The sequence below is a fragment of the Streptomyces qinglanensis genome, assembly GCF_900111245.1.
Classification (GTDB): domain Bacteria; phylum Actinomycetota; class Actinomycetes; order Streptomycetales; family Streptomycetaceae; genus Streptomyces; species Streptomyces qinglanensis.
Map to the genome: position 1 here is coordinate 243,054 of NZ_FOGO01000006.1, position 26,276 is coordinate 269,329.

The window sequence follows — 26,276 nt, forward strand, 5'->3', positions numbered from 1 at the left end:
ACCTCCGCCGCGCACCGGCACCGCACCGGGACATCCACGCCCCACGGCGCGACGTCCGCCGCGCATCGCACAGAGCACCGGGCGCGATCCACCCGGCCCCGTCCCACGGCCCCGCCCCGCCCCCGGTCCGGCCCCCGGCCGTGCCGGATGCCGCGCTCCGCAGCTCTCAGCCTGCCCGGCGCTCAGCAGCCGCCGGGCCTCCTCGCGCGCACTGCGCCGAACCCGGCCATCTCGGTCCGCCGCCCGCCGACGCCCGGGCCATGACCGCCACCGGTCCGACCGCACTCGGGGACGGCAGCCTCGGCGCCGTGGCACGCCTCCGGAACCGCCCCTCCGGGACGCGGGGGACGATTTCTCGCCGTCTGCGGCGGGCGTCGCCGCATCGGCGCGTGCTGTGACCGCGCCTCGCACGGAGGCGTCCGTACCGCGCGGGGCGGCACCGCGCAGCCGGATCCGCCTGCGCTCATCTCCGCCCGTGCGGGCGGCGGATCCCCGTGGCCGCACCCCCTGCCACTCCACAGCGCACCCTTTGATCACAAGCCTGGAAAGAGTCGTTTTTCCGCACAAGGCGCTTCTTGACCGGGTTCTGAGCGAGCTGTTAGAACACATGCCGTAATCGCGCATCGCCGTCGGCGAGGCGTCGCAACGGGGGATCTTCACGGGGGAACTTGGGGGGTTTGATCCACGGGGGACATCCGGCCCCGGAAAGCCGGACACACCAGGAACGGCAACCGCTTCCTGTGACGCCGCAGAATCCTTGATCACTGCTGCACGCTCCGGCGTGCGGTCCGGTCCTGCCTGGCGCAATTCTTTCGCACACCCACCGGCCTGTGCCGACGTGCGCCGCACGCCTGCCCGGCTGTCGCTTCTGCCCTTCTCGGCCTACTGAACGGTGTGGACGTGAAAGCCTATTTGAGTATTTTACGTATCGGGGATTACCGGCTGCTCTGGTCGGCCCTGGTGCTCAACCTCCTCGGTGACGGCGCGACGTATGCCGCCCTCGCCTGGATCACGCTCGACAAGGCGGGTGCCGCCGGTCTGGGTGTGCTCGGCGTCTGCCTCACCCTTCCGGTGATCGTGGGCGGTGCCGTCGTCGGCCCCCTGCTCGACCGGTTCTCCCGGCGCAAGCTCTTCATCTACGACTCGGTCTTCCGGGGCGCGGTCGTCGCACTCGTCCCGGTGCTGGCCGTGACGGGTTCGCTGCACGCCTGGCAGCTGTACGTGGTGGCCCTGGTCTACGGCCTGCTGAAGATCATTCCGCTGGCCGGCACCCCCGCCGTACTGCCGGAACTGGTCCCCGCGGACAAGCTCCAGGCGGCGTCGGGGCTGGAGGCCACCGCCATGGGCGCCGCGAACGTGCTGGGCCCGCCCATCGGCGCGGGGCTCATCGCCCTCTTCGGCGCCCCGAACGTACTGGTGCTGGACGCCGCGACCTATCTGATCTTCGCCCTGCTGATCAGCCGGATCAAGGCCCCGCTGGCCCGCCCCGAGCCGACGGCCGAACCGGGCGGCGGGGTGCGGAAGCCGGGCTGGACCCCGGTGTTCCTGCTCATCGTGCGGGACCGGTTCCTGCTGGTGCTCACCCTCGCGTTCGGTGCCTTCAACGTCTCGGCCGGAGCACTGGTGGTGGCGATCCCCTGGCTGACGAAGTACGAGTTCGCCAGCGGCCCCGGCGTGCTCGGACTGATGCTGGCCGTGATGGCGGCCGGTGAGCTGATCGGCTCGCTGGTCTCCGGAGCCGTGGAGACCTCCGAGAAGCAGATGCTCCGCATCGGAGTGCTGCAACTGCTCTCCGGCGCCGTGCTGTTCCTGCTCATCCCGACCGCGCTGCCCTGGATCCTGCTGGGCCTCGCGCTCAACGGCATCCTCTCCGCGCCGATGACCGTGCTCGGCGGAGTGGTCCGGATGACGCGGGTGCCCAACGAGATGCGCGGCCGCGCGATGACCCTGATGCGGACCGTCATGGCGGGTGCGCTGCCCGCCGGTTCGGCACTCGGCGGGGTGCTCCTGAGCGGCGGGCACTACACCGGCCTGATCTTCGTGGTCGCCGCACTCGCCACCGCTCCCGGACTGCTCACCGTGGTGCTCTTCCGCAACACCCCGTTCAGACTGGAGGTGACAGCAGCCGATGACCAGCACACGCAGCGGGACTCCGACCCCGACGACGCCGGAACCGTCCCCGCGGCTTCCTGACGCACCGCCCGCGGTGGACGGGGAAGCGGTACAGCTCGTCACCGATCTCCCCCGCACCCGGGAAGCGGCCCACGGCCCCTGGGCGGTGGTCCGGCTGGCAGGGGCGCACGACTCCGGACGCAGCGGACCGGCCCTGGCCGCTCTCGCCGTCGTGCTGCACCGCTGGACCGGGCAGCGGCGGCTGCTGCTCGACGCGGACCTGTCCGGAACCCGCGCGGGCGCCCGCACCGTCGAGGTCGATCCGCAGCAACCGGTCGGCGCCTGCGCCGCGGCGGTGGAAGCGGCAGAGCCGCGGAGCCGGTCCGGCGCGACAGCCGTCCGGTTCGCGGACCGGCCCGTGCCCGACGAAGGGCTCCACGAACTCGCCCTCACCCTGGACGGGCCCGAGCTGCTGCTCGGCTACCGCGCCTCGCTCTTCACCCGGGAGACCGCGGAGCGCTTCGGCCGGCACGTCGTACGGGTACTGCACTGTCTGGCACAGCAGCCGCACACGGCGGTACGGGACGTGGCGCTGCTGGACGACGGCGAGCGGGAGACGGTGCTGCGCCGCTTCAACGACACAGCTCGGCCCTACCCCTCGGCCTCCACCGTCCACGCGCTCTTCCGCGAGCAGGCCCGGCGTGCCCCGGCGGCCCCCGCGGTGACCTGGCAGGACCGTACCCTCGGCTACGCCGAACTGGACGCGCACACCGACCGGCTGGCCGACGCGCTGCTGGCGGCCGGGGCGCGCCGGGGCGACCGGATCGGGCTGCACACCGGGCGCACGCCGGAGCTGCTGGTGGGCGCACTCGGCATCCTGAAGGCGGGGTGCGCGTATCTGCCGCTGGACACCGGGTACCCGGCGGAGCGGACCGAGTGGCTGCTGGCCGACTCCGACGTCCGACTCCTGGTGGCCGCCGCGGACCGGCCCACCGCGTTCGGGTTCGCCGGGACGGTGCTCGATCCCTGGTGCCGCCCCGCCGGGCCCGGAGACCGGTTACCTGGCTCCGGCGGAGAATCCGAAGCCCCCGGAGTTCCCTGTGAGCCCGGAACTCCCGGAGAGCCCGGAGATCTCGGTGAGCCCGGAGACCTCGCGTACATCTGCTACACCTCCGGCACGACCGGACACCCCAAGGGCGTGGAGGTGACCCACCGCAACGTGGTGCGGCTGGTACGCGGCGCGGACTACGTGCGCTTCGGGCCGGAGATGAGCGTCATGCCGACCGGCTCCATCGCCTTCGACGCCAGCACCTTCGAGCTGTGGGGCCCGCTGCTGAACGGCGGACGGGTGCACCTGGCCGACAGCGACACGCTGCTCGACGCCGAACCGCTCGGCCGGGAGCTGACCGCACGCGGCATCACCACACTGTGGCTCACCTCCCCGCTGTTCAACCAACTGGCGGAGCAGGACGCCGCCGCCTTCCGTCCGCTGCGGGAACTCGTGGTCGGCGGGGACGCCCTCTCCGCGGCACACGTGGCGAAGGTGATGGCCGCCTGCCCCGACCTGTCGCTGGTCAACGGCTACGGCCCGACGGAGAACACCACGTTCTCGGTCACCCACCGGCTGACCCGCGCCGACCTGGGGCGCATCCCGATCGGGCGGCCGGTGGCCAACTCCACGGCGTACGTGCTGGACGAGGCCGGAGAGCCGTGCCCGGTGGGGGTGCCCGGTGAGCTGTACCTGGGCGGGGACGGGGTCGCCCGGGGCTACCGCGGCCGCCCCGGACTCACCGCGGAGCGCTTCGTCGAGGACCCCTTCGCGCCCGCCGCCGGCCGGGGCGGCGACCGGCTCTACCGCAGCGGCGACCTGGCACGCTGGCGGTCCGACGGCGTCCTGGAGTTCCTCGGCCGCCGCGATCACCAGGTCAAGGTCCGGGGCTTCCGGGTGGAGCCCGCCGAGATCGAGAGCGCCATGCTCGGCCATCCGCAGGTGGCGGAGGCGGTCGTGACGGCGGGCTCGCGACCGGGCCGGAGCGAGAAACAGCTGTGCGGCTACTACACCGGCCCGGCCGGTACCCCGCCACCCGCGCCGGAGGAGCTGCGGGCCCTGCTCGCCAGGACACTGCCCGGCCACATGGTCCCCGCCCACCTGGTGCCGCTGCCCGAACTGCCCCTCAACCGCAACGGCAAGGTCGAGCGCTCCCTCCTTCCCGACCCGGACGGCGCCCACCTGCCGGCCGGGACAGCCTTCGTACCGCCCGCCGACGAGGTCGAGCGGGTGCTGCTGGAACTGGCCGAGGCAGCCCTGGGCATCAGCGGGATCGGCACGGCGCACGACCTGCGGGAGCTGGGCGCCGACTCGCTCACCGCGACGCTGCTGGCCGCCGGTGCGCGGGAGCGGCTGGGCCGCGAGTGCCCGGTCAGCGCCGTACTGCGCTGCGGCACCCCGGCCCGGCTCGCGGCCCTGCTGCGCGCCTCCGCCGCACACCGGACGGCGCGGATACCGCGTGCTCCGGCGCGGACCACCTACCCGCTCGCCCCGCAGCAGCGGCAGCTCTACTTCGAGCAGGCCAAGGACGCGGGCGCGGTGCACTACAACGTGCCGGTCACGCTGGCACTGCCGGCCGGCACCGACCCGCGGCGGCTCGTCGGGGCACTCCGGCGGCTCGCACTGCGCCATGACGCGCTGCGCACCTGCTTCGTCGCCCGGGACGGCGAGATCAGGCAGCACGTCGAAGCCGACCCCGAGGTGCCCGTCACCGTCCTGGAGGGACCGCCGGGGCCGCCCGAGGACTTCGTGCGCCCCTTCGACCTGAGCCGGGCACCGCTGTGGCGGGCCCGGATCCACCGGACCGCCGAAGTGGTGACGCTCCGCCTCGATCTGCACCACATCGTGGTCGACGGCTTCTCCCTGGCACCGCTGTTCGCGGATCTGTCCGCGCTGTACGCGGGCTCCGAACCGCCGCCCCCGCGCCTGGAGTACCGGGACTACGCGGAGTGGCTGGCCGGGCCCGCCGGTGCGGCGCTGCGTACCGCGCAGCGGCCCTACTGGCAGCGGACGTTCACCACTCCGCCGGACCCCGGGGACCTGCCGACCGACGCGCCCCGGCCCGCGCTGCGAGCCCTGGACGGTGCGGTGGCCGCCTTCGACCTGGGCCGGGAGAGGACCGGCGCACTGCGCACGCTGGCCCGCCGTCAGGGCGTGACGCTCTTCGCCGTACTGGCGTCCGCGTACAGCGTCCTGCTGTCCCGGCTCAAACGGACCGGCGACGTGACGGTCGGCACTCCGGTCTCCGGCCGCACGGCACCCGGGCTGGAGGGGACCGTGGGCATGTGCGCCGGGACGGTGTGCCTGCGCACGGCGCCCGAAGCCGCCCGGAGCGGCACCGACTTCCTGCGCAGCACCGCCCGGACCGCCGAGGAGGCGTTCGCCCACCAGGACTTCCCCTTCGAGGACGTGGTCGCCCTGGCGGCTCCGGTGCGCGACTACAGCCGGACACCGGTCTTCGACGCACTCATCGCGCTGCACAGCGCGCGCTACCTGTCGGTGGACTTCCAGGGCACCAGGGTGCCGCTGCGCCTGGAGCAGACCGGTCAGGCCGTCTTCGACCTGAACATGCAGATCTACGAGGAGACCGACACCCTCCGGGTCGCCTGGCAGTACGCCGCCCGGCTGCTGCGGCGGGAGACCGTCGAGGAGTGGCGCGATCATTTCGTCGCCCTGCTGGACGCGCTCGCCGCGGACCCGTCGGCTCCGCTCGGCTCGCTCGCCCCCGACAGGGTGCCGGGCCCGCCGCCCGTACCGCAGCCCGCGCAGGGCTCCGGCCCCGATCCGGGCTTCGACTTCGACCTCTGAAAGCGCCGGCCGGGCCCACCCGGCCGCCGCCCCTGGCTGCGCGCCACCCGCGCTCTCCGCTCTCCGAGTCGACTTCTCACCACAAGTGCAGGAGACATCCATGCCTCTGCTCGAATCCGACGCAGCACCCTCCGCACCGTCACCGCAGACCCCGCAGATCACATACTGGCGCTCCCGGCTGGCGTCGCTCGCGGAGACCTCCGGCTTCCCGGCCGACTTCCGCTCCCCCGCCGCGCCGGACCGCGCAGCCGAAGCGGACGCGCCCGGCGACAGGGTCCGGCGCGCCACCCGCACCCTGGATCTCGGCAGCCCGCTCACCGAACGGCTCGACCGGATCAGCCGGGGCCGCCCCGACCAGCTCTCGGTAGTGCTGACCTCGGTGCTCGCCGCACTGCTGGGCCGCAGCACCGGCCAGCCGGAGGTGGCCGTCGCGCTGCCGAGACGGGAGGGCTGCCCGCGGTTCGCGGACGGCCCGCTGCTGGTGTGCACGGAGCCCACCGGCCCGCTGCGGGAGCTGCTGGCCCGGGTCGGGGCAGCGGTGCGGGAGGCGGAACAGCACCAGGACTGCGACGTGGCCGCCCTGGCCGCCGCGGCGGGGCGCCTCGGCGCCTTCGACACCGGCACGGCGCTCGCGGGGCACCACGCACCCGGATTCCGGGCGCCCGGAATCATGGTCACGGCCTTCCGGCAGGACTCCGGCCTGGCGGTGGAACTCGGCTACGACGCCGACCGGTTCGCCGAGGACTCCGTGGACCGCCTCGGTGCCCACTACACGCTGCTCCTGGACCGCGCCACCGCCGATCCCGACCGGCCGGTGGAGGCGATCGACCTGTGGACGGCCGAGGACGAGAAGGTCGTCGCGGCGGCCAACGCCACCGAGCGCACATTCGACGAAGAGGCCACGCTGCACGGCCTGTTCGCCCGGCAGGCCGCACGCACCCCGGACGCGCCCGCGCTGCTGAGCGCGAGCGGAACGGTCACCTACGGTGAACTCGACGCGTGGTCCGGCCGGCTGGCGCACACCCTGCGGGAGCGCGGCATCGGCCGCGGCTCCGTGGTGGCGCTGATCACCGAGCGGTGCCCGGCGATGATGGCGGCCGTGCTGGCGGTGCTGAAGGCGGGCGCTGCCTACCTGCCGGTCGACCCGTCCTATCCGCAGGCGCGTATCGACCATCTGCTCACCGACAGCGCGGCCGGGCTGGTGCTGCACCAGAACCGGTTCGGCGCGCTGGCGGGCGGTGCGCCGGCCCTGGACCTGGAGGACACCGCGTCCTACGCGTCGGCGGACGGTCCGCTCGAGGAGGGCGGCGGAGCCCGCGATGTCGCCTACGTCATCTACACCTCCGGTTCGACGGGCCGCCCCAAAGGGGTGCAGGTCGAGCACCGCAGCGCCGTCAACCGGCTGCTGTGGATGCAGGACGCGTATCCGATCGGCGCTGACGACGTCGTCCTGCAGAAGACCTCGATCTCCTTCGACGTGTCGGTGTGGGAGCTGTTCTGGTGGTCGTTCACCGGCGCCGCGCTCGCCCTGCCCGCACCGGGCACGGAGAAGGACCCGGCCGCGCTGCTCGCGGCGGTCGAGCGGCACGGGGTCACCACGATGCACTTCGTGCCCTCGATGCTCAGCATGTTCCTGGGCCATCTGGACCGGTTCGGCGACGACGGTGCCACCCGCACCCTCCGGCAGGTCTTCGCCAGCGGCGAGGCCCTCGCGCCCGACCGGGCGGCCCGGTTCGCCGAACTGGTGCCCGATGCCCGCCTCGTCAACCTGTACGGGCCCACCGAGGCGACCGTGGACGTCACCCACCAGCCCGTCGAAGGGCTCACCGGCCGGGCCCGGCTGCCGATCGGACGGCCGGTGGACAACCTGCGGCTGTACGTGCTGGACGACCAGGGACGGCAGGCTCCGGTCGGCATCCCGGGTGAACTGCACATCGCCGGGGTCGGGCTGGCGCGCGGCTACCTCGGCCGGCCCGAACTGACGGCGGAGAAGTTCACCACCGGCGCCGCCGTACGCACCGCCACCGGCGAGGACCGGCTCTACCGCACCGGCGACCGGGCACGGCGGCTGCCCGACGGCAGCCTCGACTACCTGGGGCGGATGGACCAGCAGGTGAAGGTGCGCGGCTTCCGCGTCGAGCCCGGCGAGGTCGAGGAGCGGCTGCGCAGCCACCCCGCGGTGCGGGACGCGGCCGTCGTCGCCGTCGACGACGGCTGGCAGACCGCGCTGCGCGGCTTCGCCGTCCCCGCCTCCGGGGCGACCGGGGAGGCGACCGAGGCCGGACTGAAGGAGCATCTGGCGGCCGCCCTGCCCGCGTACATGGTGCCGGGCCGGATCCTGGTCCTGGACGAACTGCCGCTCACGCCCAACGGCAAGCTGGACCGGGCGGCGCTGCGCGACCCGGCCGCGCTGCGCCGGAAGGCACCGTCGCACACGGCCCCGCGCAACAGGACCGAGGAGGTGCTCGCGGGCATCTGGCGCGAGGTGCTGGGCCGGGAGCGGATCGGGGTGCACGACAACTTCTTCGCCCTCGGCGGCAACTCGATCCACTTCGTCCCGGTACTGGCCAAGTCCCGGGAAGCCGGCCTGGACTTCACCTTCCAGCAGCTCTTCCGGCACCAGACGATCGCGCTGCTGGCGGCGTCGATGGCGGAGGAGTCCGGCGCGGCGCCGGACGCGGAGGACGTCGCGGCCCGCGGCGCCTTCCAGCCGTTCGAGCTGGTCTCGGACGAGGACCGGGCGCTGCTGCCGGCGGACGCGGAGGACGCCTACCCGCTGTCGATGCTGCAGGCGGGGCTGATCTTCCAGACGGAGATCACCGGCGGCCTCGGCCAGTACCACGACGTGCTCAGCTACGGGGTCACCGGCGCATTCGACGCCGCGGCGTTCACCGAGGCGGTGCGGCTGCTGACCCGGCGGCACCCGATCCTGCGCACCACCTACCATCTGACGGGGTACAGCGAGTTCCTGCAGGTGGTGCACCGCGAGGTGGCGCCGCCGCTGACCGTCGAGGACCTGCGCCATCTGGACCGGGCCGCGCAGGAGGCGTGGCACGAGCAGTGGCTGGCCCGCGAGAAGGCCCGCAGGTTCGACTGGGAGGCGGGCGGCCTGGTCACCCTGCACATCCAGGTGCTCGACGACGAGCGGTACCGGTACACGGTCAGCCAGCACAACTCGGCACTGGACGGCTGGTCGATCTCCCTGCTGCACACCCAGTTGTTCGAGCTGTACCACCAGGTGCGGGAGGGCGCGGACACCTCCCGGCCCGCGGTGGACAACCACCTGCGCAACTTCGTCGGGCTGGAGACCGAGGCGCTGCGCTCCGCGCAGTCCGCGGAGTTCTGGCGCGAGGTGCTGGCGGACCCGCACCCCGCCGACGTTCCGCACCGGCCGGACGCGGTCGCCACCGACGACTTCCGCGTCGTCCTGCGGGACGTCGCGCTGCCCGCGGGGCTGACCCGGCGCGTCGAGGCGACGGCGGACGCGCTCTCGGTTCCCGTCAAGGACGTGCTGCTGGCGGCCCATATGAAGGTGCTCGGTCTGGTGTCCGGACAGGAGACGGTACTGACCGGCTACGAGCACAGCGGGCGGCCCGAACTGCCGGACGCGGAGACCACGCTGGGCCTGCATCTGAACACCGTGCCGTTCCAGGTCCGGGTGGCGGGCGGGAGCTGGGCAGAGCTGGTGCGCCGCGTCTACCGCGCGGAGCTGGAGCTGCTGCCGCACCGGCGCTATCCGATGGCGCAGATGAAGCAGGACCTGGCCACCCGGCGGCAGCTCTTCAGCACCACCTTCAACTTCACCCACTTCTATCTGCTGAAGAACCTGCGGCGGCTGCCGGAGTTCTCGCTGCTGGAGATGCGGGTGGACTCCGAGACCGAGTTCCCCTTCCGTACCGAGTTCTCCCGCGACTTCCACGACGACGAGCTGCGGCTCTGCCTGCACTACCACACGCACCTCTACGACGAGGCCCGCATCGACCGGATCGGCGCCCTGTTCGTGCGCGTCCTGGAGCTGATGGCGAGCGAGCCCGACGCGCCGCACGAGGCGCACCGGCTGGCGGCCGGGGACGAGGGCGCGCCGCGGAACGGCGGCACCCCGGCCGATGTCCGCCCCGCGCCGGCCGCACCGCCCGGCCCCGCGGCCTCGCCGGAGACCGTCGCGCGGGTCCGTGCGGCCTGGCAGCAGGTCCTCGACCTCCCGGCGGAGGAGATCGGCGAGGCGGACGACTTCTTCGCCCTGGGCGGCAACTCGCTCTCGGCGCTGCGCGTCGTGCTGGAGCTGGACGGACTGATCACGCTCTCCGACCTGACCCGGGTCCCCCGGCTCGGCGCGCTGGCGGCGCTCGTCGACGGCGGCACGGACGGCCAGGGCACCGAGGAACTGCTGCAACTGCTCTCCTCCGGCGCCGAGGAGGCGCGGGCGGCGGTGCTGTGCGTGCCCTACCCGTGCGGGCACCCGGTCAACTTCAAGCCGCTGGCGGAGGCCCTGCAGCAGCGCGCCCCGCACCTCGCGGTCTACGGGCTGGAGCCGCCGGGCCACGCTCCGGGCGGTGCTGGCGGATTCACCGACGTGACCGAGACGGTGGAGCGCACGGTCGCGGAGCTGGAGGGGAAGGGAGCACTGCCCGACCTGCCGCTGATCCTGTGGGGCCACTGCGGCGGCGCCGCGGTGACGGTGGAGCTGGCCCGGGTCCTGGAGGAGCGCGGCTTCGACCTGCGGCGGGTCTTCGTCGGCTCGAAGCTGCTGCCCTCCGCCGCCGACATGCGCGAGTCGATCGCGATGATCGAGAGCTGGAGCGACGAGGACATCATCACCTACATGGTCGAGGAGACCGGCTACTCGGAGATGGACGGACTCGACCGGCGCTACACCTCGTTCATGGGCGAGCTGTTCCGGCACGACGTGTGCGGCGGCTACCGCTACTTCATCGGGCTGACCGAGCGGGACCCGGGGTGGCGGATCGAGGCCCCGTTCACCGTGGTCGTCGCCGAGGACGACAGGGGACTGGCGCACGCCGCCGAGGAGTACCGCTGCTGGGAACGGGTGGCGCGGGAGGTGGACTTCCACCGGCTCGGCTCCGGCGGCCACTACTTCGTCCGGGGCAACCCCGCCGGGACGGCGGAACTGATCGAGCGGGCCTGGGTGTCCGCGACCGAGAGGGAGGACTGACATGCCGGTTCCCGTATCCGGACCGATCCCCGTGCTGTGCTTCCCGTTCGCGGGAGCGGGGGCGTCCGCCTTCCGCCGCTGCCAGGAGTACGGCAGCGACACCGTCCGGATCTGCCCGGTGCAACTGCCGGGCCGCGAGGAGCGGTTCGGTGAGCCGCTGTACACCGACGTCGCTCAGGCGGCGGACGGGCTGCTGCCCGAGATCCTGGACCAGCTCGCCGGGGAACCCACCGTGGCGCTCTTCGGGCACAGCCTCGGTGCCGTGGTGGCCTACGAGACGGCCCACCGGATCGCGGCGCTGGGCCACCCCGCAGTGGTCGAACTCTTCGTGAGCGGCTCCCCCGGGCCGTGGACGCGGCGTCGGATCCGCGCCACCGGGCTGTCGGACGCGCTGTTCCTGGAGCAGGTACAGGAGTTCGCCGGGTACACCCATCCGGCACTCGAGCATCCGGAGCTGCGGGAGATGCTGCTGCCGCCGCTGCGCGCGGACGTCGAGATGCACGAGAACTATCTGGCCCCGTCCGAGAAGCCGCTGGCCGTCCCGGTCGTCTCGATCCGCGGTGCGGAGGACGAACTGGTCTCCCGCGCCGAAGCGGTCGAGTGGGAGTCCGCCACCACGGCGGACTGCCGGCAGGTCGAACTGCCGGGCGGACACATGTATCTGGTGGACGAGCCCGCCGCTCTGGTGCGGCTGCTCGACGCGGAGCTCGCCTCACAGGGGGTGGGACGGTGAACGGGGTACTCGCCTCTCCCCCGCCCGCCCCGGCGGCCGCTCCCGGGACCTCGGCCACGGACGCCGGACAGCTCGCGGGCAAGGCGGCCGTCATCACGGGTGCAGCGCGCGGCATCGGACGGGCGTGCGCCCTGGCGTACGCCCGCGCCGGGGCGGAGCTGCTCCTCACCGACATCGGGCACGACCTGGCGGGCGTGCCCTACCCGCTGGGCAACACGGACCAGTTGGCGCACACCGCACGGCTGTGCCAGGAGCTGTCCCCGACCGCCACAGTGGTCACCGCCGAAGCGGACGTACGCGATCTGGACGCCGTGCGGGAGGTGGTGGACAGGGCGCTGGACCGGTTGGGCCGGATCGACATCCTGCTCAACAACGCCGGCATCGCGGCACCGTCGGGCAAGACGGTGCAGGACATCACTCCCGCCGAGTGGGAGCTGATGCTGGACGTCGACGTCTCGGGGGCCTGGCGGATGATCCGCGCCGCGGGCTCCGCGATGGCCGCGCAGCGTGCGGGCAGCATCATCAACGTCTCCTCGACGGCCGGGCTGGTGGGCTACCGGCACTTCGCCGGGTACGTCACCGCGAAGCACGCACTGATCGGGCTGACGAAGTCCGCGGCGCTGGACTTCGCCCCGTTCGGGGTGCGGGTGAACGCGCTGTGCCCCGGCTCGGTTCGGGACGACGGCGCCGCGGAGGGCCGGATGCTCAGCGAGATCGCCCGCTCGCTGGAGGTACCGGTGGCCGAGCACGAGGAGACCTTCGTCGCCGCGCAGCCGATGAACCGCCTGATCGAGCCGGAGGACGTGGCGGGGGCCGCGCTGTGGCTCGGCTCCGACGGCTCCCGGCAGGTGACGGGTTCCACCGTCACCGTCGACGGCGGGTTCACCAGCCGATGAGCGGCGGCGCAGGTCACCTCGGACAGCACAGCGACAGCGGGGGGAGAGGGACGATGGACGACACCGGCCGGCTGTGCCAGGCGCTCGCCGTACGCCTGCACACGGAAGCCGGCACCGGGCCGATGGAGCGCGCGCTGGCCCGCGTGGCGGACGGAGTACGGCTGTGGGTGCAGGACGTGCCCGGGGGCGCGGACGCGGACATCGCGCCGGCGCTGAGGGAGCGTGAGCTCTCCCGGCCCGCCGATCCGCGCACCGGGCCGGGGCTGCGCGTGGTGCTGCTGCGGTACGCGGACGGGGCAGCGGACCTGGTCGTGGTCGCCCACCGGGCGGTACTGGCCGACCCCTGCGACCTGGCCCGGTGGCTGCTGGGCGAGGCGGTGGAGCCGGCGGTCCGGGCCGGCGAAGCGGCAGCCGGGCGGGAGGCCCGGCTGCGGTCCGCGCTGCGGGATCTCGACCGCCGCCCGGCACCGGAGTGGGGTCTGGGCGAGGCCGGGGCCGCGACGGTGGGGCACCGCGGCTTCACCGTCCCGGCCCGCGGCCGGGCGGCGGACCCGGTCGCGCTGCGGGCGGCGCTCGGGCTGGTCCTGGCCCGCTGCACCGGGACCTCCGAGGTGGAGGTGGGGGTGGATGCGGAGCAGCGGGTGGCCTTCTCCGCGGCACCGGGCCGGACCGTGGCCGAGTATCTGGCGGAGGTCGGCCGTGCGGTCCCCGCACCCGGTTCCGCACCGGCCGTCGGGCTGACGGTCCTTCCGCCCGCCGAGGTGCTCGGCGGGGACGGGGTGAAGGCGGAACCGCTCGACGTCCGGCCGTTCCTCGCCCCCGTGCACCCGCTCTCGCTGCGGGTCGCCGACGACGGCTCCACCGCGCTGCGGGGCGAGTGCTCCTACCGGCACAGCGCGTTCGGCGACGCGGCGGCGGAGTGGCTGACCGGCATGCTGGCGACCGCGTACCGGGCGCTGACCACAGCGGCGCCGGATGCCCTGGTGGGCGGACTGCCCCTGTTCGAGGAGGAGCAGCGGCAGGCGCTGGCCCGGCTGGGCGGGCTGGGCCGTACCCCGGAGGTGCCGGACGAGCGGATCGAGGAAGCCGTGGCACGCCGGGCCGCGGGAACACCGGACGCGCCGGCTCTCGTCTGCGAGGGGGAGACCCTCACCTACCGGCAGCTCGACCGGCGCGCGGACCGGTTCGCCGAGGGGCTGCGCCGCCTGGGGGCGGTGCCCGGCGACCGGGTGGGCGTCTGCCTGGAGCGGTCCACGGACCTGGTGGTGGTGCTGCTGGCGGTGCTCAAGGCGGGCGCCGCGTACGTGCCGATGGATCCGGCGTATCCGGCGGAGCGGCTCGCCTACACCGCCGAGGACGCCGCTGTGCCCCTCGTCGTGACGGAGTCGGAGAGCTTTCCGCAACCGGAGGGGGTGCGCCTCGTCCGGCCGGCCGCGCTGGAGGAAGCGGCCCGGGACGGCAGCGGAGGGCCGCACCCGGTTCCGTCCTCTGCCGGGCCGCGGGCGCTCTCCCCCGACGACGCGGCCTACGTCATCTACACCTCCGGCTCGACGGGCCGCCCCAAGGGCGTCGTGGTGCCGCACCGCAACGTGGCGGCGCTGCTCGCGGCCACCGAGGGGGACTTCGGGCTGGGAGGGGACGAGGTGTGGACCCTCTTCCACTCCAGTGCGTTCGACTTCTCGGTCTGGGAGATCTGGGGCTGCCTGACGACGGGCGGCAAGCTGGTGGTGGTGCCGTACTGGGCGGCGCGCGAACCGGACCGGTTCGCCGCGCTGCTGGCGGACGAGCAGGTCACGGTGCTCAGTCAGACACCGAGCGCCTTCGCGCAGTTGAGCCAGGCCGACCGGGAGAGCCGGGTCGGCGACTCGGTGCGGCTGGTCGTCCTGGGTGGTGAGCCGCTGGACACCCGGCCGCTGCGCTCCTGGCTGGACCGGCACCCGGAGCGGGAGTGCCGCCTGGTCAACATGTTCGGCATCACGGAGACCACCGTGCATGTGACGGCGCAGACCGTCACCCGCGGCGCGGCGCTGGCGGGTTCCCGCTCGGTGGGCCGCCCGCTGCCCGGCTGGCACGTGTACGTCCTCGATCCCGAGGGCCGGGAGCTGCCGCCCGGGGTGCCCGGCGAGATCCATGTCGGCGGGGCCGGGGTGGCCGACCGGTACCTCAACCGTCCGGAGCTGACCGCGCAGCGCTTCCTGCCCGATCCGCACGCGCCGGGCCCGATGTACCGCAGCGGTGACCGGGGGCGGCTGCTGCCGGACGGCAGGCTCGAGCACCTGGGGCGGCTGGACAACCAGGTGAAGCTGCGCGGGTTCCGCATCGAGCTGGACGAGATCCGCGCGCGGCTGCTGGACGCGCCGGCGGTGACGGCGGCGGCCGTGGTGCTGCGCCCGGGTGCGGACGGCGACCCGGCCGGGGCCCGGCTGGACGCCTATGTCGTGCTGCGCCCGGACGGGGCGGCGGGTGACCGGGGCGGTGACGGCGAGGAGGTGCGGCAGCACACCGCCCGCTTCCTGCCCGCGCACATGGTGCCCGCCACCGTCACGGCGCTGCCCGCGCTGCCGCTGACCCCCAACGGGAAGGTGGACACGGCGCGGCTGCCGCTGCCGCTGACCGGTGCGCTCGACGCGGCGGCGGAGCCGGACGAACAGGTCGGGGACGCTGTCGAGTCGCGGCTGCGCACAGCCTGGGAGCAGGTGTTCGGCTTCCGCGTCGGGCTGGACGACGACTTCTTCGCCCTCGGCGGCAACTCGCTGCTCGGGGTGCGGCTGCTGGCGGCGCTGAAGGCCGCGGGGCTCCCCGGATTCCCGCTGCCGCAGCTCTATCTGCACCGCACTGTGCGCCGGCTCGCCCCGGTGCTGGCCGCCGAGGGGGTGCCTGCATGACGCTGCTGCTGATCGGTGCCGGGTCGCAGGTGTACCGCGAGTATCTGCTGGCCTCGGTCGCCGCCGTCCACGACGTGCATCTCCTGGCGGAGCGGGCCCCCGCCTGGGAGTCGGCGTATCTGGCCGGGCACACGGTGCTGGACACCACGGACGTGGCCGCGATGGCGGCGGTCGCGCGGCAGTCGGCGGTCGAGGGGGTGCTCACGTGGGACGACACCAGGGTGGTGCAGACCGCTGCACTCGCCGCGCGCCTGGGACTGCCGGGCAGCACCCCGGAGGCGGCGCTGACCTGCCGCGACAAGCGGGCCACCCGTGCGGCGCTGGACGCGGCGGGGGTGCCGCAGGCCCGTTCGGTGCCGGTGGCCTCGCTGCCGCAGGCGCGGGCCGCCGCGGACCGGATCGGCTATCCGGTGGTGCTCAAACCGCGGGCGCTCAACGCCAGCGCCGGGGTGGTGCTGGTGGCCTCGGCGGACCGGCTGCCGGCCGGGTTCCGGCTGGCCAGGGGGGCCACGGCGCCCGGCGCGGTGGAGGTGGCCCCGGGGGACGTGCTGGTCGAGGAGTATCTGGACGGTCCTGAGATCAGTGTGGACGCGGCCTGGACCCGGGGCCGGATGACGCCCGGGTTCGTGGCCCGCAAGGAGTGCGGGTTCGCGCCCTGCTTCGAGGAGGTCGGCCATCTGGTCGACGGCTTCGACCCGTTGCAGGACGACGCGGACGTGCTGGAGGTGGTGGCACGGGCGCACGCCGCCGTCGGATTCGGCACCGGGTGGACCCACACCGAGCTGCGGCTGACCGCCGAGGGCCCGAAGGTGGTCGAGATCAACGCCCGGATCGGCGGGGACCGCATCCCCGACCTGGGGCGGCTGGCGCTGGGCACCGACGCGGCGCTGGCGGCGGCTCGGCTGGCCTGCGGCGCGGAGCTGCCCGATCTCCGTCCCGGCCCCCGGCGAGTGGCGGGAGTCCGGTTCCGCTACCCCGAGGCGGACTGCCTGGCCCGCGCGGTGCGGGTGGACACGGTGGCGCTGCCGCCGGAGGTGACCGAGGCGCTCGCGATCGCCCTGCCGGGGCAGGAGCTGCGGCTGCCGCCGCACGGCGCGGTCGCGGGCCGGTACGGGCTGGTCACCGCCGTCGCGGAGTCGGCGCAGGAGTGCCGTGCCGCTCTGGAGAAGGGCGCGGAGGCGGTACGGCTGGAGGTGCTCCGCCCGCTGGGGCCCCCGCGCGGGCGGCACGGATAGCGGACCACCGCCGCCGGTCGGGGTCCGAACAGGCGCCGGGCCCCGACCGGCGGGCGGGCACTCGTCCGCCGGGACGGAGTCGCCGGGTCCGGCGCTCCCTCCGGTGTTCCGCGGGTGCGGCGGCCCGGAGCGGCCCGCGACTACGGCTTCCGGGCCACGCCGCCGAACTCGAACCAGGTCTCGTCCTCCAACTGGCGTGCGCACAGGTCGGAGTCGGGCCGCCAGTCGTTGACCTCGACCAGGCCCGGCTCCAGCACGTCGAGCCCGGTGAAGTACGCCTCGACGTCGTGCGGTTCGCGGACCCGGCCCCACTGGCCGTTGGTGCTGCGGTCCATGAACCCGGTGACGAAGTCGCGGGTCTCCTGGTCGTGGCTGACGAGTTGGTTGAGGACGACGAAGCTGCCGGAGGGCACGCGCTCCAGGGCGCGCCGCACCACGGCTGCGGGGTCGGAGTGGTCGGGGATGCAGTGCATCACCGAGACGAAGAGCAGCGCCACCGGCCGGGAGAGGTCGATCAGGCGCTTCACCTCGGGGCTGTCGAAGACCGCGTCGGTGTCGCGCATGTCGGCCCGGATCACCGCGGTGTCGGCGTTCTCCTCCAGCAGGGCGCGGCCGTGGGCGAGCACGATGGGGTCGTTGTCCACGTAGACCGCGCGGGATCCGGGGGCCGCGCGCTGGGCGACCTGGTGGACGTTGTCCTGGGTGGGCAGCCCGGAACCGTGGTCGAGGAACTGGCGGATGCCGTACTCGCGCACCAGGATGCGCACGACCCGCTGCAGGAAGCGGCGGTTGTTGCGGGCGAGATGGCGGGTGCGCGGCACCTTCTCGTCCAGTGCCGCGACGGCTTCCCGGTCCACGGCGTAGTTGTCCTTGCCGCCGAGGTAGTGGTCGTACATCCGGGCCACGCTCGGGACGTTGATGTCCACCGTGTGCTGCCCGGTTCCGGTCGTCTCGTCCCGCATACGCGCCCCAGTGTGTTCACCGGCACACCGCGCGCCGACCGCGCGGGCACCTGCCCTGGCGGGCAGCATGCCACGCGGGTGCGGTCCGGACCAACGCCAAGTGACCCTGGTGCAGGGGAATTTGACCAGGCCGCCGGGACAGAACAGGAGGAGCCGGGAGGGTCGCGGCAGTCCGGGAGGGTCGTGACGCGGGGGCCGTTTCCGCGCCGGGCGGCCCGCCGTCGGCAGCCGCGGAGGGCCGGTCCCTACAGTGCGCCGTCGGCCGTGCCCAGTTCGGCCCACACCACGCGGCCGCAGCGCCCGCCGTGCGCGGAGACGCCCCAGCGCTGCGCGAGGGCGCCGACGAGCTGCAGCCCCCGGCCGTTCACCTCTTCGGGGGCCGCGCTGCGCGGCTGCGGCGCACAGCTCTGGGTGCCCTCGTCGGTGACCTCTATCCGCAGGCGTTCGGCGTCCAGGTGGATGCGGCACGCTATCCGGACGGTGTCCGTGTGCAGGACGGCATTGGTGACGAACTCGGAGATCACCAGTTGCGCCGTGTGGGCGAGCTCCTCGGGGAAGCCCCAGTGCTGCAGCTTCCCGCGGAGCCGGGCCCGGGCACGGGCGACCGACGAGGTGTGAGCGGGGAGCTCGAATCCCTCCTGACGCGCATCCTCGGCCGGTGCGGCCGACGGTGCGGGCAGGGGGAGCTGCGTGAGGGGATACGAGGAGGCCACGGGGAACGCCTTCCGTCTACCTGTGAGGGGAGGGGACGGCTACCGGGGAACAGTCCGCACCGGGCGCGGGCGATCCCGCGCAGGCACCGGCCGGCAGGGCCGCTGCGGGCCGCTGCGGCGGCAGCGATGTCGTGCGGCTCCGGTGCCGCAGTCTCATGAGCTGGGTCACGTTCTTCACTATGCCCGGCTTCTTTCACAGATGGCAAGAGGAGTTCTGCAATTCGCAGAATCGCATGGGCAGTATGGCTGCTGCACACCAGCCATGGCACACTGCTTGACGCCAGGGTCCGCCAGGGGAGGCAGTCAGGGAGGCAGTAGTGGCCGAGGCTCGTTCCGCGCCGACTGTGGGGCAGATAGTGCTCGGCCTACGCCTTCGCGATCTCCGCGAGCGCGCCGGACACTCCTTCACCGACGCCGCGTACGCGCTCAGTGTCAACACCACGACGGTGCGTCGCATGGAGAAGGCCGAGGTGGGCCTCAAGCCGCCCTACGTGGAGAAGCTGCTGCGGATGTACGGGCTCTCCGACGAGGAGACGGCGTCGTTCCTGGCCCTGGTGGACGAGGCGAACCGGCCCGGCTGGTGGCACAGCTTCCGCGATGTGCTGCCGCCCTGGTTCAGCCTCTACGTGAGCCTGGAGGGCGAGGCCAGCCTCATCAGGGCGTACGAGCCGCACTGCGTACCAGGACTGCTCCAGACGGAGGAGTACGCGCGAGCGCTGCTGCGTACCGGTTTTCCCTCCGCCGAGGAGGAGGAACTGGACCGCCGGGTGCAACTGCGCATGGGGCGCCAGCGGCTCCTCCAGGACCCCGACGCACCGGTGCTGTGGGCCGTGCTGGACGAGCAGGTGCTGCGCCGCCACGTGGGCTCACCCTCCGTGATGCGCGGCCAGATCGACCGGCTGATCGAGCTGTCCCGGCAGCAGAACATCACGCTGCAGATCATTCCGTTCACCGCGGGTGCCCACCCCGGCATGTTCGGGCCCTTCCAGCTCTTCCGGTTCGAGATTCCGGAGCTCCCGGACATCGTCTACACGGAGAGCCTGACGGGTGCCACGTACCTGGACGAGCGTCCGGACACCGCCGCCTACCTGGAGGTGCTGGACCGCATGGGCGCGCAGGCCGCGCCAGTACCACACACCGAGTCTGTACTCGGTGAGATCCGCAAGGAGTTCTGAACCATGGGTCATTCCGGCCACCCCCCACACATATACAACGGCATGCCCGCGAAACACCTCGGCACCGAGGGCTGGCAGAAGCCGTGGAGCGGCACCAACGGCGGCAGCTGCGTCGAGGCGATGAAGCTCGGCGACGGCCGGGTGGCGCTGCGGCAGTCGACCGACCCGGAAGGTCCGGCACTGATCTACACCACCCACGAGTTCGAGACCTTCCTCAGGGGCGCCAAGCAGGGCGTGGCCGACTTCCTGCTGGCCTCCGACTGACCGCACCGCCACCACCCCGGAACCCGGAGAACGGAGAGGCCGCATGACCGCAGAGGGCAACCCTCCCGGCATAGACACCACCAAGCCCCACTCGGCCCGGATGTACGACTACTACCTCGGCGGCAAGACCCACTACGAGGTCGACGTCCAGGCGGCCGAGGCGGTCATCGCGACCGTCCCGTTCGCCGGAGCGATGGCCCGCGCCAACCGGGACTTCATGATCCGCGCGACCCGATGGCTGGCCACCGAGGCGGGCGTGCGGCAGTTCCTGGACATCGGCAGCGGCATCCCCACCGAACCCAACCTCCACCAGGTCGCCCAGTCGGTCGCCCCCGACGCACGGGTCGTCTACACCGACAGCGATCCGATCGTGCTGCAGTACGCGCAGGCGCTGCTGCACAGCACGCCCGAGGGCCGTACCGCCTATCTGCAGGCCGACGCCGCCAAGCCGGAGTCCATCGCCGACTCCGACGAACTGCACGCCACGCTCGACCTGAACCGCCCGGTGGCTCTCTCGGTCAACGCGCTCTTCCACTTCGTCCCCGACGAGTGGGGGCCCTACGAGATCCTCACCGGGCTGCTGGACCGGCTGCCCTCCGGCAGCTATCTGTGCCTCTCGCACGCCACCGCCGACATCGACGACCCGGCCCTGGCCGCACGGGGCCGCGAGGTCGAGGAGATCTACGCCAAGGGCGGCACCGCCCTCCGACTGCGGGACCGCAGCGAGGTCGGCAGGTTCTTCGAGGGGCTCGAACTGGTCGAGCCGGGCATCGTGATGGCCCACGACTGGCGCCCGGAGCCCGGCCAGGCCGACGAACTCGAAGAGGGGCAGCCCAGCATGCTGGCGGGCCTGGCCCGCAAACCCTGAACCACAGGGACCACGACAGGCACTACTGAGGGGGAGACCGCATGTCCGAGCAGGACGGCCCACCACCGGTCGACACGGCCATACCGCACTCCGCGCGGATGTACGACTACTACCTCGGGGGGAAGACCCACTACGAGGCGGATGTGCGGGCGGCCGAGGCGGTGGTCGCCAAGCTGCCGGAGATCGTCACCGCGGCGCGCACCAACCGTGACTTCATGATCCGCGTCACCCGCGCCCTGGCGGCGGAGTACGGCGTGCGGCAGTTCCTGGACATCGGGAGCGGCATCCCCACCGAACCCAACCTCCACCAGGTCGCCCAGTCGGTCGCCCCCGACGCACGGGTCGTCTACACCGACAACGACCCCATCGTGCTGCAGTACGCGCAGGCACTGCTGCACAGCACACCCGAGGGCCGCACCACCTATCTGCACGCCGACGCGGCCCGGCCCGAGACGGTACTGGACTCGGCGGAACTGGGCGGGACCCTCGATCTGGACCGCCCGGTGGCCGTCTCGGTGAACGCGCTCGTGCACTTCATTCCGGACGAGCGGGGACCGGAGGGCATCCTGCGCACGCTGCTCGACCGGCTCGCTCCGGGCAGCTTCCTGTCGCTGAGCCACGGGATCGCCGATGTGCCCGACCGGGAGGGCTCCGAGCGGATCGACCACGTGGTCGACATCTACCGGCGCAGCGGCACCGTGCTCGTGCCCCGGAGCCGGGAGCAGGTCGCCCGGTTCTTCGACGGGTGGGAGCTGCTGGACCCGGGGCTGACCATGACGCATCTGTGGCGGCCCGACAACGGCCCGGACGGCGGGCTGCCCAAGGGCACTCTGACCATGTACGCGGGGGTGGGCCGCAAGCGGTGACCGCGCGGGTCCGGCACCGGAGGCGTTGACAGGGCCGGCCATCGGCGTGACCATAAGCAAGCGCTTAGAAACCGAGCGCCGCACGTCGCTGCCGCCTGCTCGCCGCCTCCGGGATCGGACCGCCTTCATGCCCTCATCCTCGCTGCTGCTCTCCCGCCGCGACCTGGACTTCCAGCTCTACGACTGGCTGGACGCCGAGGCACTGACCCGGCGCGCCCGCTACGCCGAGCACTCCCGGGAGACCTTCGACGATGCCCTGGACCTGAGCGAGCGGATCGCCACGCGGCACTTCGCCCCGCACAACAAGAAGAACGACCAGGAGGAGCCCTGGTTCGACGGCGAGCAGGTGCACACCGTCAAGGAAGTCTCCGAGGCGCTCGGGGTGTTCGCCGAATCCGGGCTGCTGGCAGCAGCCGTGGACGAGGAGTACGGCGGCATGGGCATGCCGCACACGGTCGCCACCGCCTGCTTCTCCTACTTCCAGGCGGCCAACGTCGGCACGTCCGCCTACCCGTTCCTCACCCTGGGCAACGCGCGCCTGCTGTGCGCACACGGCAGTCGCGAACAGATCGACACCTTCGTGCGGCCGATGCTCGAAGGGCGCTTCTTCGGCACCATGTGCCTGTCCGAACCGCAGGCCGGCTCCTCCCTCGCGGATGTCGCCACCCGCGCCGAGCCGCAGCCGGACGGCACCTACCGGCTCTTCGGCACCAAGATGTGGATCTCCGGCGGCGACCACGAACTGTCCGAGAACATCGTCCACCTGGTGCTCGCCCGGGTGCCCGGCGGACCGGCGGGTGTCAAGGGACTGTCCCTGTTCGTCGTCCCCAAGTACCTGGTCGGACCGGACGGCAGCCCGGGGGAACGCAACGACGTGGTCCCGGCCGGGCTCAACCACAAGATGGGCTACCGGGGCACCACCAACACGCTGCTCAACTTCGGCGAGGGCGCACACCACAGGCCCGGCGGGACACCGGGAGCCGTCGGGCACCTGGTGGGCGACGAGCACCGCGGACTGGCGTACATGTTCCACATGATGAACGGCGCCCGCATCGGCGTCGGCGCCGGTGCGATGGCACTGGGGTACACCGGCTACCTCAAGTCCCTCGCCTACGCGCGCGAGCGGCCGCAGGGGCGCGCACTCGCGGCCGGCGGCAAGGACGCGGCGGCTCCGCAGGTGCCGATCGTGCAGCACCCGGACGTGCGGCGGATGCTGCTGGCGCAGAAGTCCTACGTGGAGGGCGCGCTGGGGCTGCTGCTGTACTGCTCCATGCTGGTGGACGAGCAGCGTTCGGCCGCGGCCGAGGAGGACCGGGCCCGCGCCGAACTGCTGCTCGACGTGCTGACGCCGATCGCCAAGAGCTGGCCCTCGCAGTGGTGTCTGGAGGCCAACAGCCTGGCCATCCAGGTGCACGGCGGCTACGGCTACACCCGCGAGTACGACGTGGAACAGCACTACCGCGACAACCGCCTCAACCCCATCCACGAGGGCACGCACGGCATCCAGGGGCTCGACCTGCTGGGCCGCAAGGTGGTGCAGCACGGCGGCGCCGGACTGCGCGCGCTGGACGGCGCGGTGCGGGAGACGCTGCGGCGCGCGGAGGCGGCCGGTGGCGAGGCCGCGGCGCTGGCCGGGACGCTGGGCGGCTACTGGGAGCGGGCCACCACAGTGACGGCCCGGCTGTGGGAGAGTGGCGACCCCGAGACGGCGCTGGCGAACTCCTCGGTCTATCTGGAGGCGGTCGGGCACGTGGTGGTGGCGTGGATCTGGCTGGGCCAGTTCCTGGCCACGCTGTCCGCCGACCGCGCGGACGCGGGGGCCGAGGCGTTCCTGCGCGGCAAGCAGCAGGCGGCACGGTACTTCTTCCGTGTCGAGCTGCCCCGCACAGGACCGCAGTTCGACCTGCTGGCCGCGCTGGACACCGTCGCGGCCGAGACCGATCCCGACTGGCTCTGAGCCCGCCGGGGCGGCGCGGTTCAGTCCTCGTCAGTCCTCGCCCAGGTCGCGGGGGTCCAGGGGCCGGGTGGCCGGCCCCTGGAGCACGGAGCCGTCGGTGGCGAACCGCGAGCCGTGGCAGGGGCACTCCCAGGCGGTCTCCGCGTCGTTGAACCTGACCAGACAGCCCAGGTGCGGGCACCGCGGGGAGAGGGCACGCAGTTCGCCCTCCGCCGTCCGGTGCACCGCGCAGCGCCGCCCCCGCACCCGCACGATGGCGCCGTCGCCCGGGAGGATCTCGTCCACGGAGTCCACATGGCTGGGGCGCAGCCGGTCGGCGACGAACCGCCGGGCGACCGCCGACTGCAGGCGCAGCAGTGCGGGCGCCTCGCCGGGCCGCAGCCGCACCGGATCGTAGAGCCGCGCCCACGGCGGCAGCGGCTCGCCGGTGAGGTGGGCGGCCAGCAGTTGTCCGGCCAGCACCCCCGAACTCATCCCCCAGCCGCCGAAGCCCGCGGCGACGTAGGTGTGCCGTGTCCCGGCGTGGAAGCGTCCGATGTAGGGGACGCGATCGGTGGTCTCGTTGTCCTGGGTGGCCCAGCGGTGGGCGAGCCGGGCGCTGGGGAAGCGCTCGTAGGTCCAGGCGGCCAGCCGTTCGTAGCGGGCGCCGACGGATCCGGTGCCGGGCGTTCCGGGGGCGAACTGCTCCCCTGTGACGATCAGCAGCCGCCGTCCGTCGCCGAACGGATAGGGCGCGGTGCGCACCGACCGGCTCCCCCGTTCCGGGGAGACGTAGGTGCCGCCGGGATCCTCCTCCTCGGGCAGCAGCGCGGAGATGACCAGTTCCCGGCGCGGTTGCAGCCGGGAGAACATCAGCGCCCGGTCGAAGACCGGGTAGTGGGTGGCCACCACCACGTCCCGCGCGAGCACCTCTCCCCCGTTCTCGGCACGGAGCAGGCAGGGCTCGCCCTCGTCGAGCGCCACGACCCGGGTGCGCTCGAACAGCAGGCCGCCGTGCAGCCGGATGTCGTCGGCCAGCGCCAGCAGGTACTTGCGCGGGTGGAACTGGGCCTGGTTCTCGACCCGGACGGCGGCACGCACCCGGAAGGGCAGTCCGGTGTCGGTGACGAACGAGGCGGCCAGTCCGGCCTCGGCGGCCGCCTCCGCCTCGGCGCGGACCTCGTCCACGTGCTCGGCCGACTCCACGTACAGGTGGGCCGGGACGCGCTCCAGTTCGCAGTCGACGCCCAGCCGCGCGGCGACGGCGGCCAGCCGGTCGACGGCGCCCTGCTGCGACAGTGCGTAGTACCGTGCGTCCTCGGCGCCGCGGTCGGCGCGGAGCCGGCTGTAGGTCAGCCCGTGCAGCGCGGAGAGCTTGGCCGTGGTGTGCCCGGTGACCCCGGCCGCCAGCCGGTCGGACTCCAGCACGGCGACACTGCGGCCCGCGCGGGCCAGCTCCCAGGCCACCGAGAGGCCGGCGATGCCACTGCCCACCACGGCGGCGTCCACCTCGATCCTGCTGTCGGACGGCAGTTGGGGGCAGACCTCCCCCGCCGCCGAGAGCATCCAGTAGGACTCGTATCCGACGGGCAGTGTGGTCACCGCCGCCTCCCTTCAGCCCCCGGGTCGTCCCCCCTGTGGTTCCCGCTGGTACGCCGCTCACCCCCCACCGGCCACCGGCATATCACCGGGATTCGGCTGAAAAAACGCTTCTCTGCGGGGTTTCCCGCAGCGGAATTCCCCCGACTCCTCCCGCACGGTGCGGTGGGAGCGCTACGGTGTGTGCGCGCGGGGACGGTCGGTTGTTTGCTGCACGCCGGGAGGGTTCCGCGATGAGCGACAGAGGGCACCTGACGCCTGCTCACCACCTCGAAGAGCTGCTGGCCCGCGCCCAGAACCCGTTCGATGTCCGTGACACGGTCCTGGACCGACTACGCAGCGCTGTGATGTGCCAGGTGGAGCTGTACGGCTGGCGGCACCGCAACGTCCCGGCACCCGCCCTGCGGTGCAGCAGTTTCCGCCATGTCTTCCTGCTGGCCGACGGCAGCAGCGTGCTGCTGTGGGAACTGCGCTACGACAGTCCGGACGGTGCGGGCGAACTGCACGAGGTCTACGACGACACGGAGGCACTGCGCCGCGCCGAACGCCGGGCGCACCGCCGGATGGGCGAGAGGGGCGAACCGGACCGCCCGGGCCGCACTGCCGCGGTGTTCGACTTCCTGACCGGCTCCCCCGGCACGGCCTGCCCGCGGCGCGAGTACCCCGAGGGCGACTCGGCCGATCATGCCCGCAGGCTGCTGCGCCGCGCCGAGAACCAGGACCGGCCGGGCGAGGAGACGCTGCGGCTGCTCTCCTCCGCGCTGGGCCACCACATCCTGCACGTCCCCGGGCCCCGCATGCGGGCCGGGGACTGCCAGGTGTGGTGCTCGGTCTACGAACACGCCTTCCTGCTCGCCGACGGCAGCGAGATCAGCCTCTACGAGCTGGAGCACAACATGACGGGCACCGGCCGGCTGGCGTGCGAGGTGTACCCGGACGAGTCCGTGGCCGGCCAGGCAGCACACCGCCTCGCCCGGGAGCGGGGCTTGGACCTGTAGATCCC

General features: G+C 73.2%; 16 protein-coding genes. 13 read left to right on the forward strand and 3 right to left on the reverse strand.

The annotated features are described in order from the left end of the window. Positions 1-900: 900 nt before the first annotated feature. From BMX65_RS15395 to BMX65_RS15425, 7 genes are all read left to right on the forward strand, one after another. Positions 901-2,193, forward strand: coding sequence for an MFS transporter (locus tag BMX65_RS15395; protein ID WP_239501989.1), 1,293 nt, complete (start codon positions 901-903; stop codon positions 2,191-2,193). Further along, positions 2,129-5,968, forward strand: coding sequence for a non-ribosomal peptide synthetase (locus BMX65_RS15400; RefSeq protein WP_075000836.1), 3,840 nt, complete (start codon positions 2,129-2,131; stop codon positions 5,966-5,968). Before BMX65_RS15395 ends, BMX65_RS15400 begins: the two co-directional genes overlap by 65 nt. Before the next feature lie 100 nt (positions 5,969-6,068). Beyond that, the gene (locus tag BMX65_RS15405; protein WP_075000837.1) at positions 6,069-11,141 is read left to right on the forward strand and encodes a non-ribosomal peptide synthetase; all 5,073 of its coding nucleotides are present in this window, start codon (positions 6,069-6,071) and stop codon (positions 11,139-11,141) included. 1 nt (position 11,142) lies between these two features. Then, positions 11,143-11,874 carry a thioesterase II family protein gene (locus BMX65_RS15410; RefSeq protein ID WP_075000838.1) on the forward strand — a complete coding sequence of 244 codons (732 nt, stop codon included), beginning with the start codon at positions 11,143-11,145 and terminating at the stop codon, positions 11,872-11,874. Continuing rightward, positions 11,871-12,770 (forward strand): SDR family oxidoreductase, encoded by a 900-nt coding sequence (locus BMX65_RS15415; protein ID WP_398760042.1) that lies wholly within the window; start codon positions 11,871-11,873, stop codon positions 12,768-12,770. The genes BMX65_RS15410 and BMX65_RS15415 overlap by 4 nt, the downstream gene beginning before the upstream one ends. A 53-nt stretch (positions 12,771-12,823) precedes the next feature. Then, the gene (locus BMX65_RS15420) at positions 12,824-15,655 is read left to right on the forward strand and encodes an amino acid adenylation domain-containing protein (protein ID WP_079171905.1); all 2,832 of its coding nucleotides are present in this window, start codon (positions 12,824-12,826) and stop codon (positions 15,653-15,655) included. Further along, a complete protein-coding gene (locus tag BMX65_RS15425; protein WP_075000839.1) occupies positions 15,652-16,890 on the forward strand; it encodes an ATP-grasp domain-containing protein in 1,239 nt (412 codons plus the stop codon). The genes BMX65_RS15420 and BMX65_RS15425 overlap by 4 nt, the downstream gene beginning before the upstream one ends. Before the next feature lie 140 nt (positions 16,891-17,030). Here the strand turns inward: BMX65_RS15425 and BMX65_RS15430 are convergent, their stop codons facing one another. Beyond that, on the reverse strand, positions 17,031-17,852 hold the full coding sequence (locus BMX65_RS15430; RefSeq protein WP_075000840.1) for an SAM-dependent methyltransferase: 822 nt from the start codon (positions 17,850-17,852) through the stop codon (positions 17,031-17,033). 245 nt (positions 17,853-18,097) lie between these two features. Beyond that, a complete protein-coding gene (locus tag BMX65_RS15435; protein WP_079171906.1) occupies positions 18,098-18,565 on the reverse strand; it encodes an ATP-binding protein in 468 nt (155 codons plus the stop codon). A gap of 317 nt (positions 18,566-18,882) precedes the next feature. Between BMX65_RS15435 and BMX65_RS15440 the strand changes: the two genes are divergently transcribed. The 5 genes from BMX65_RS15440 (at position 18,883) to BMX65_RS15460 (ending at position 23,695) form a co-directional block, all read left to right on the forward strand. After that, a complete protein-coding gene (locus BMX65_RS15440) occupies positions 18,883-19,740 on the forward strand; it encodes a helix-turn-helix domain-containing protein (RefSeq protein WP_075000841.1) in 858 nt (285 codons plus the stop codon). Positions 19,741-19,743: 3 nt separating this feature from the next. Continuing rightward, a complete protein-coding gene (locus BMX65_RS15445; protein ID WP_019356270.1) occupies positions 19,744-20,004 on the forward strand; it encodes a DUF397 domain-containing protein in 261 nt (86 codons plus the stop codon). Positions 20,005-20,047: 43 nt separating this feature from the next. Beyond that, a complete protein-coding gene (locus BMX65_RS15450) occupies positions 20,048-20,872 on the forward strand; it encodes an SAM-dependent methyltransferase (RefSeq protein WP_075000842.1) in 825 nt (274 codons plus the stop codon). 41 nt (positions 20,873-20,913) lie between these two features. Beyond that, complete coding sequence (locus BMX65_RS15455) at positions 20,914-21,738, forward strand: SAM-dependent methyltransferase (RefSeq protein WP_075000843.1); 825 nt, start codon at positions 20,914-20,916, stop codon at positions 21,736-21,738. A 127-nt stretch (positions 21,739-21,865) separates the two neighbouring features. Beyond that, positions 21,866-23,695 carry an acyl-CoA dehydrogenase gene (locus BMX65_RS15460; RefSeq protein WP_075000844.1) on the forward strand — a complete coding sequence of 610 codons (1,830 nt, stop codon included), beginning with the start codon at positions 21,866-21,868 and terminating at the stop codon, positions 23,693-23,695. A 30-nt stretch (positions 23,696-23,725) separates the two neighbouring features. Here BMX65_RS15460 and BMX65_RS15465 read toward each other — a convergent pair whose 3' ends face one another. Further along, positions 23,726-25,276, reverse strand: coding sequence for an FAD-dependent oxidoreductase (locus BMX65_RS15465; RefSeq protein ID WP_075000845.1), 1,551 nt, complete (start codon positions 25,274-25,276; stop codon positions 23,726-23,728). Positions 25,277-25,506: 230 nt separating this feature from the next. Here BMX65_RS15465 and BMX65_RS15470 point away from each other — a divergent pair, with 230 nt between their 5' ends. Further along, the gene (locus tag BMX65_RS15470) at positions 25,507-26,271 is read left to right on the forward strand and encodes a DUF6227 family protein (protein WP_075000846.1); all 765 of its coding nucleotides are present in this window, start codon (positions 25,507-25,509) and stop codon (positions 26,269-26,271) included. Positions 26,272-26,276 lie beyond the last annotated feature (5 nt).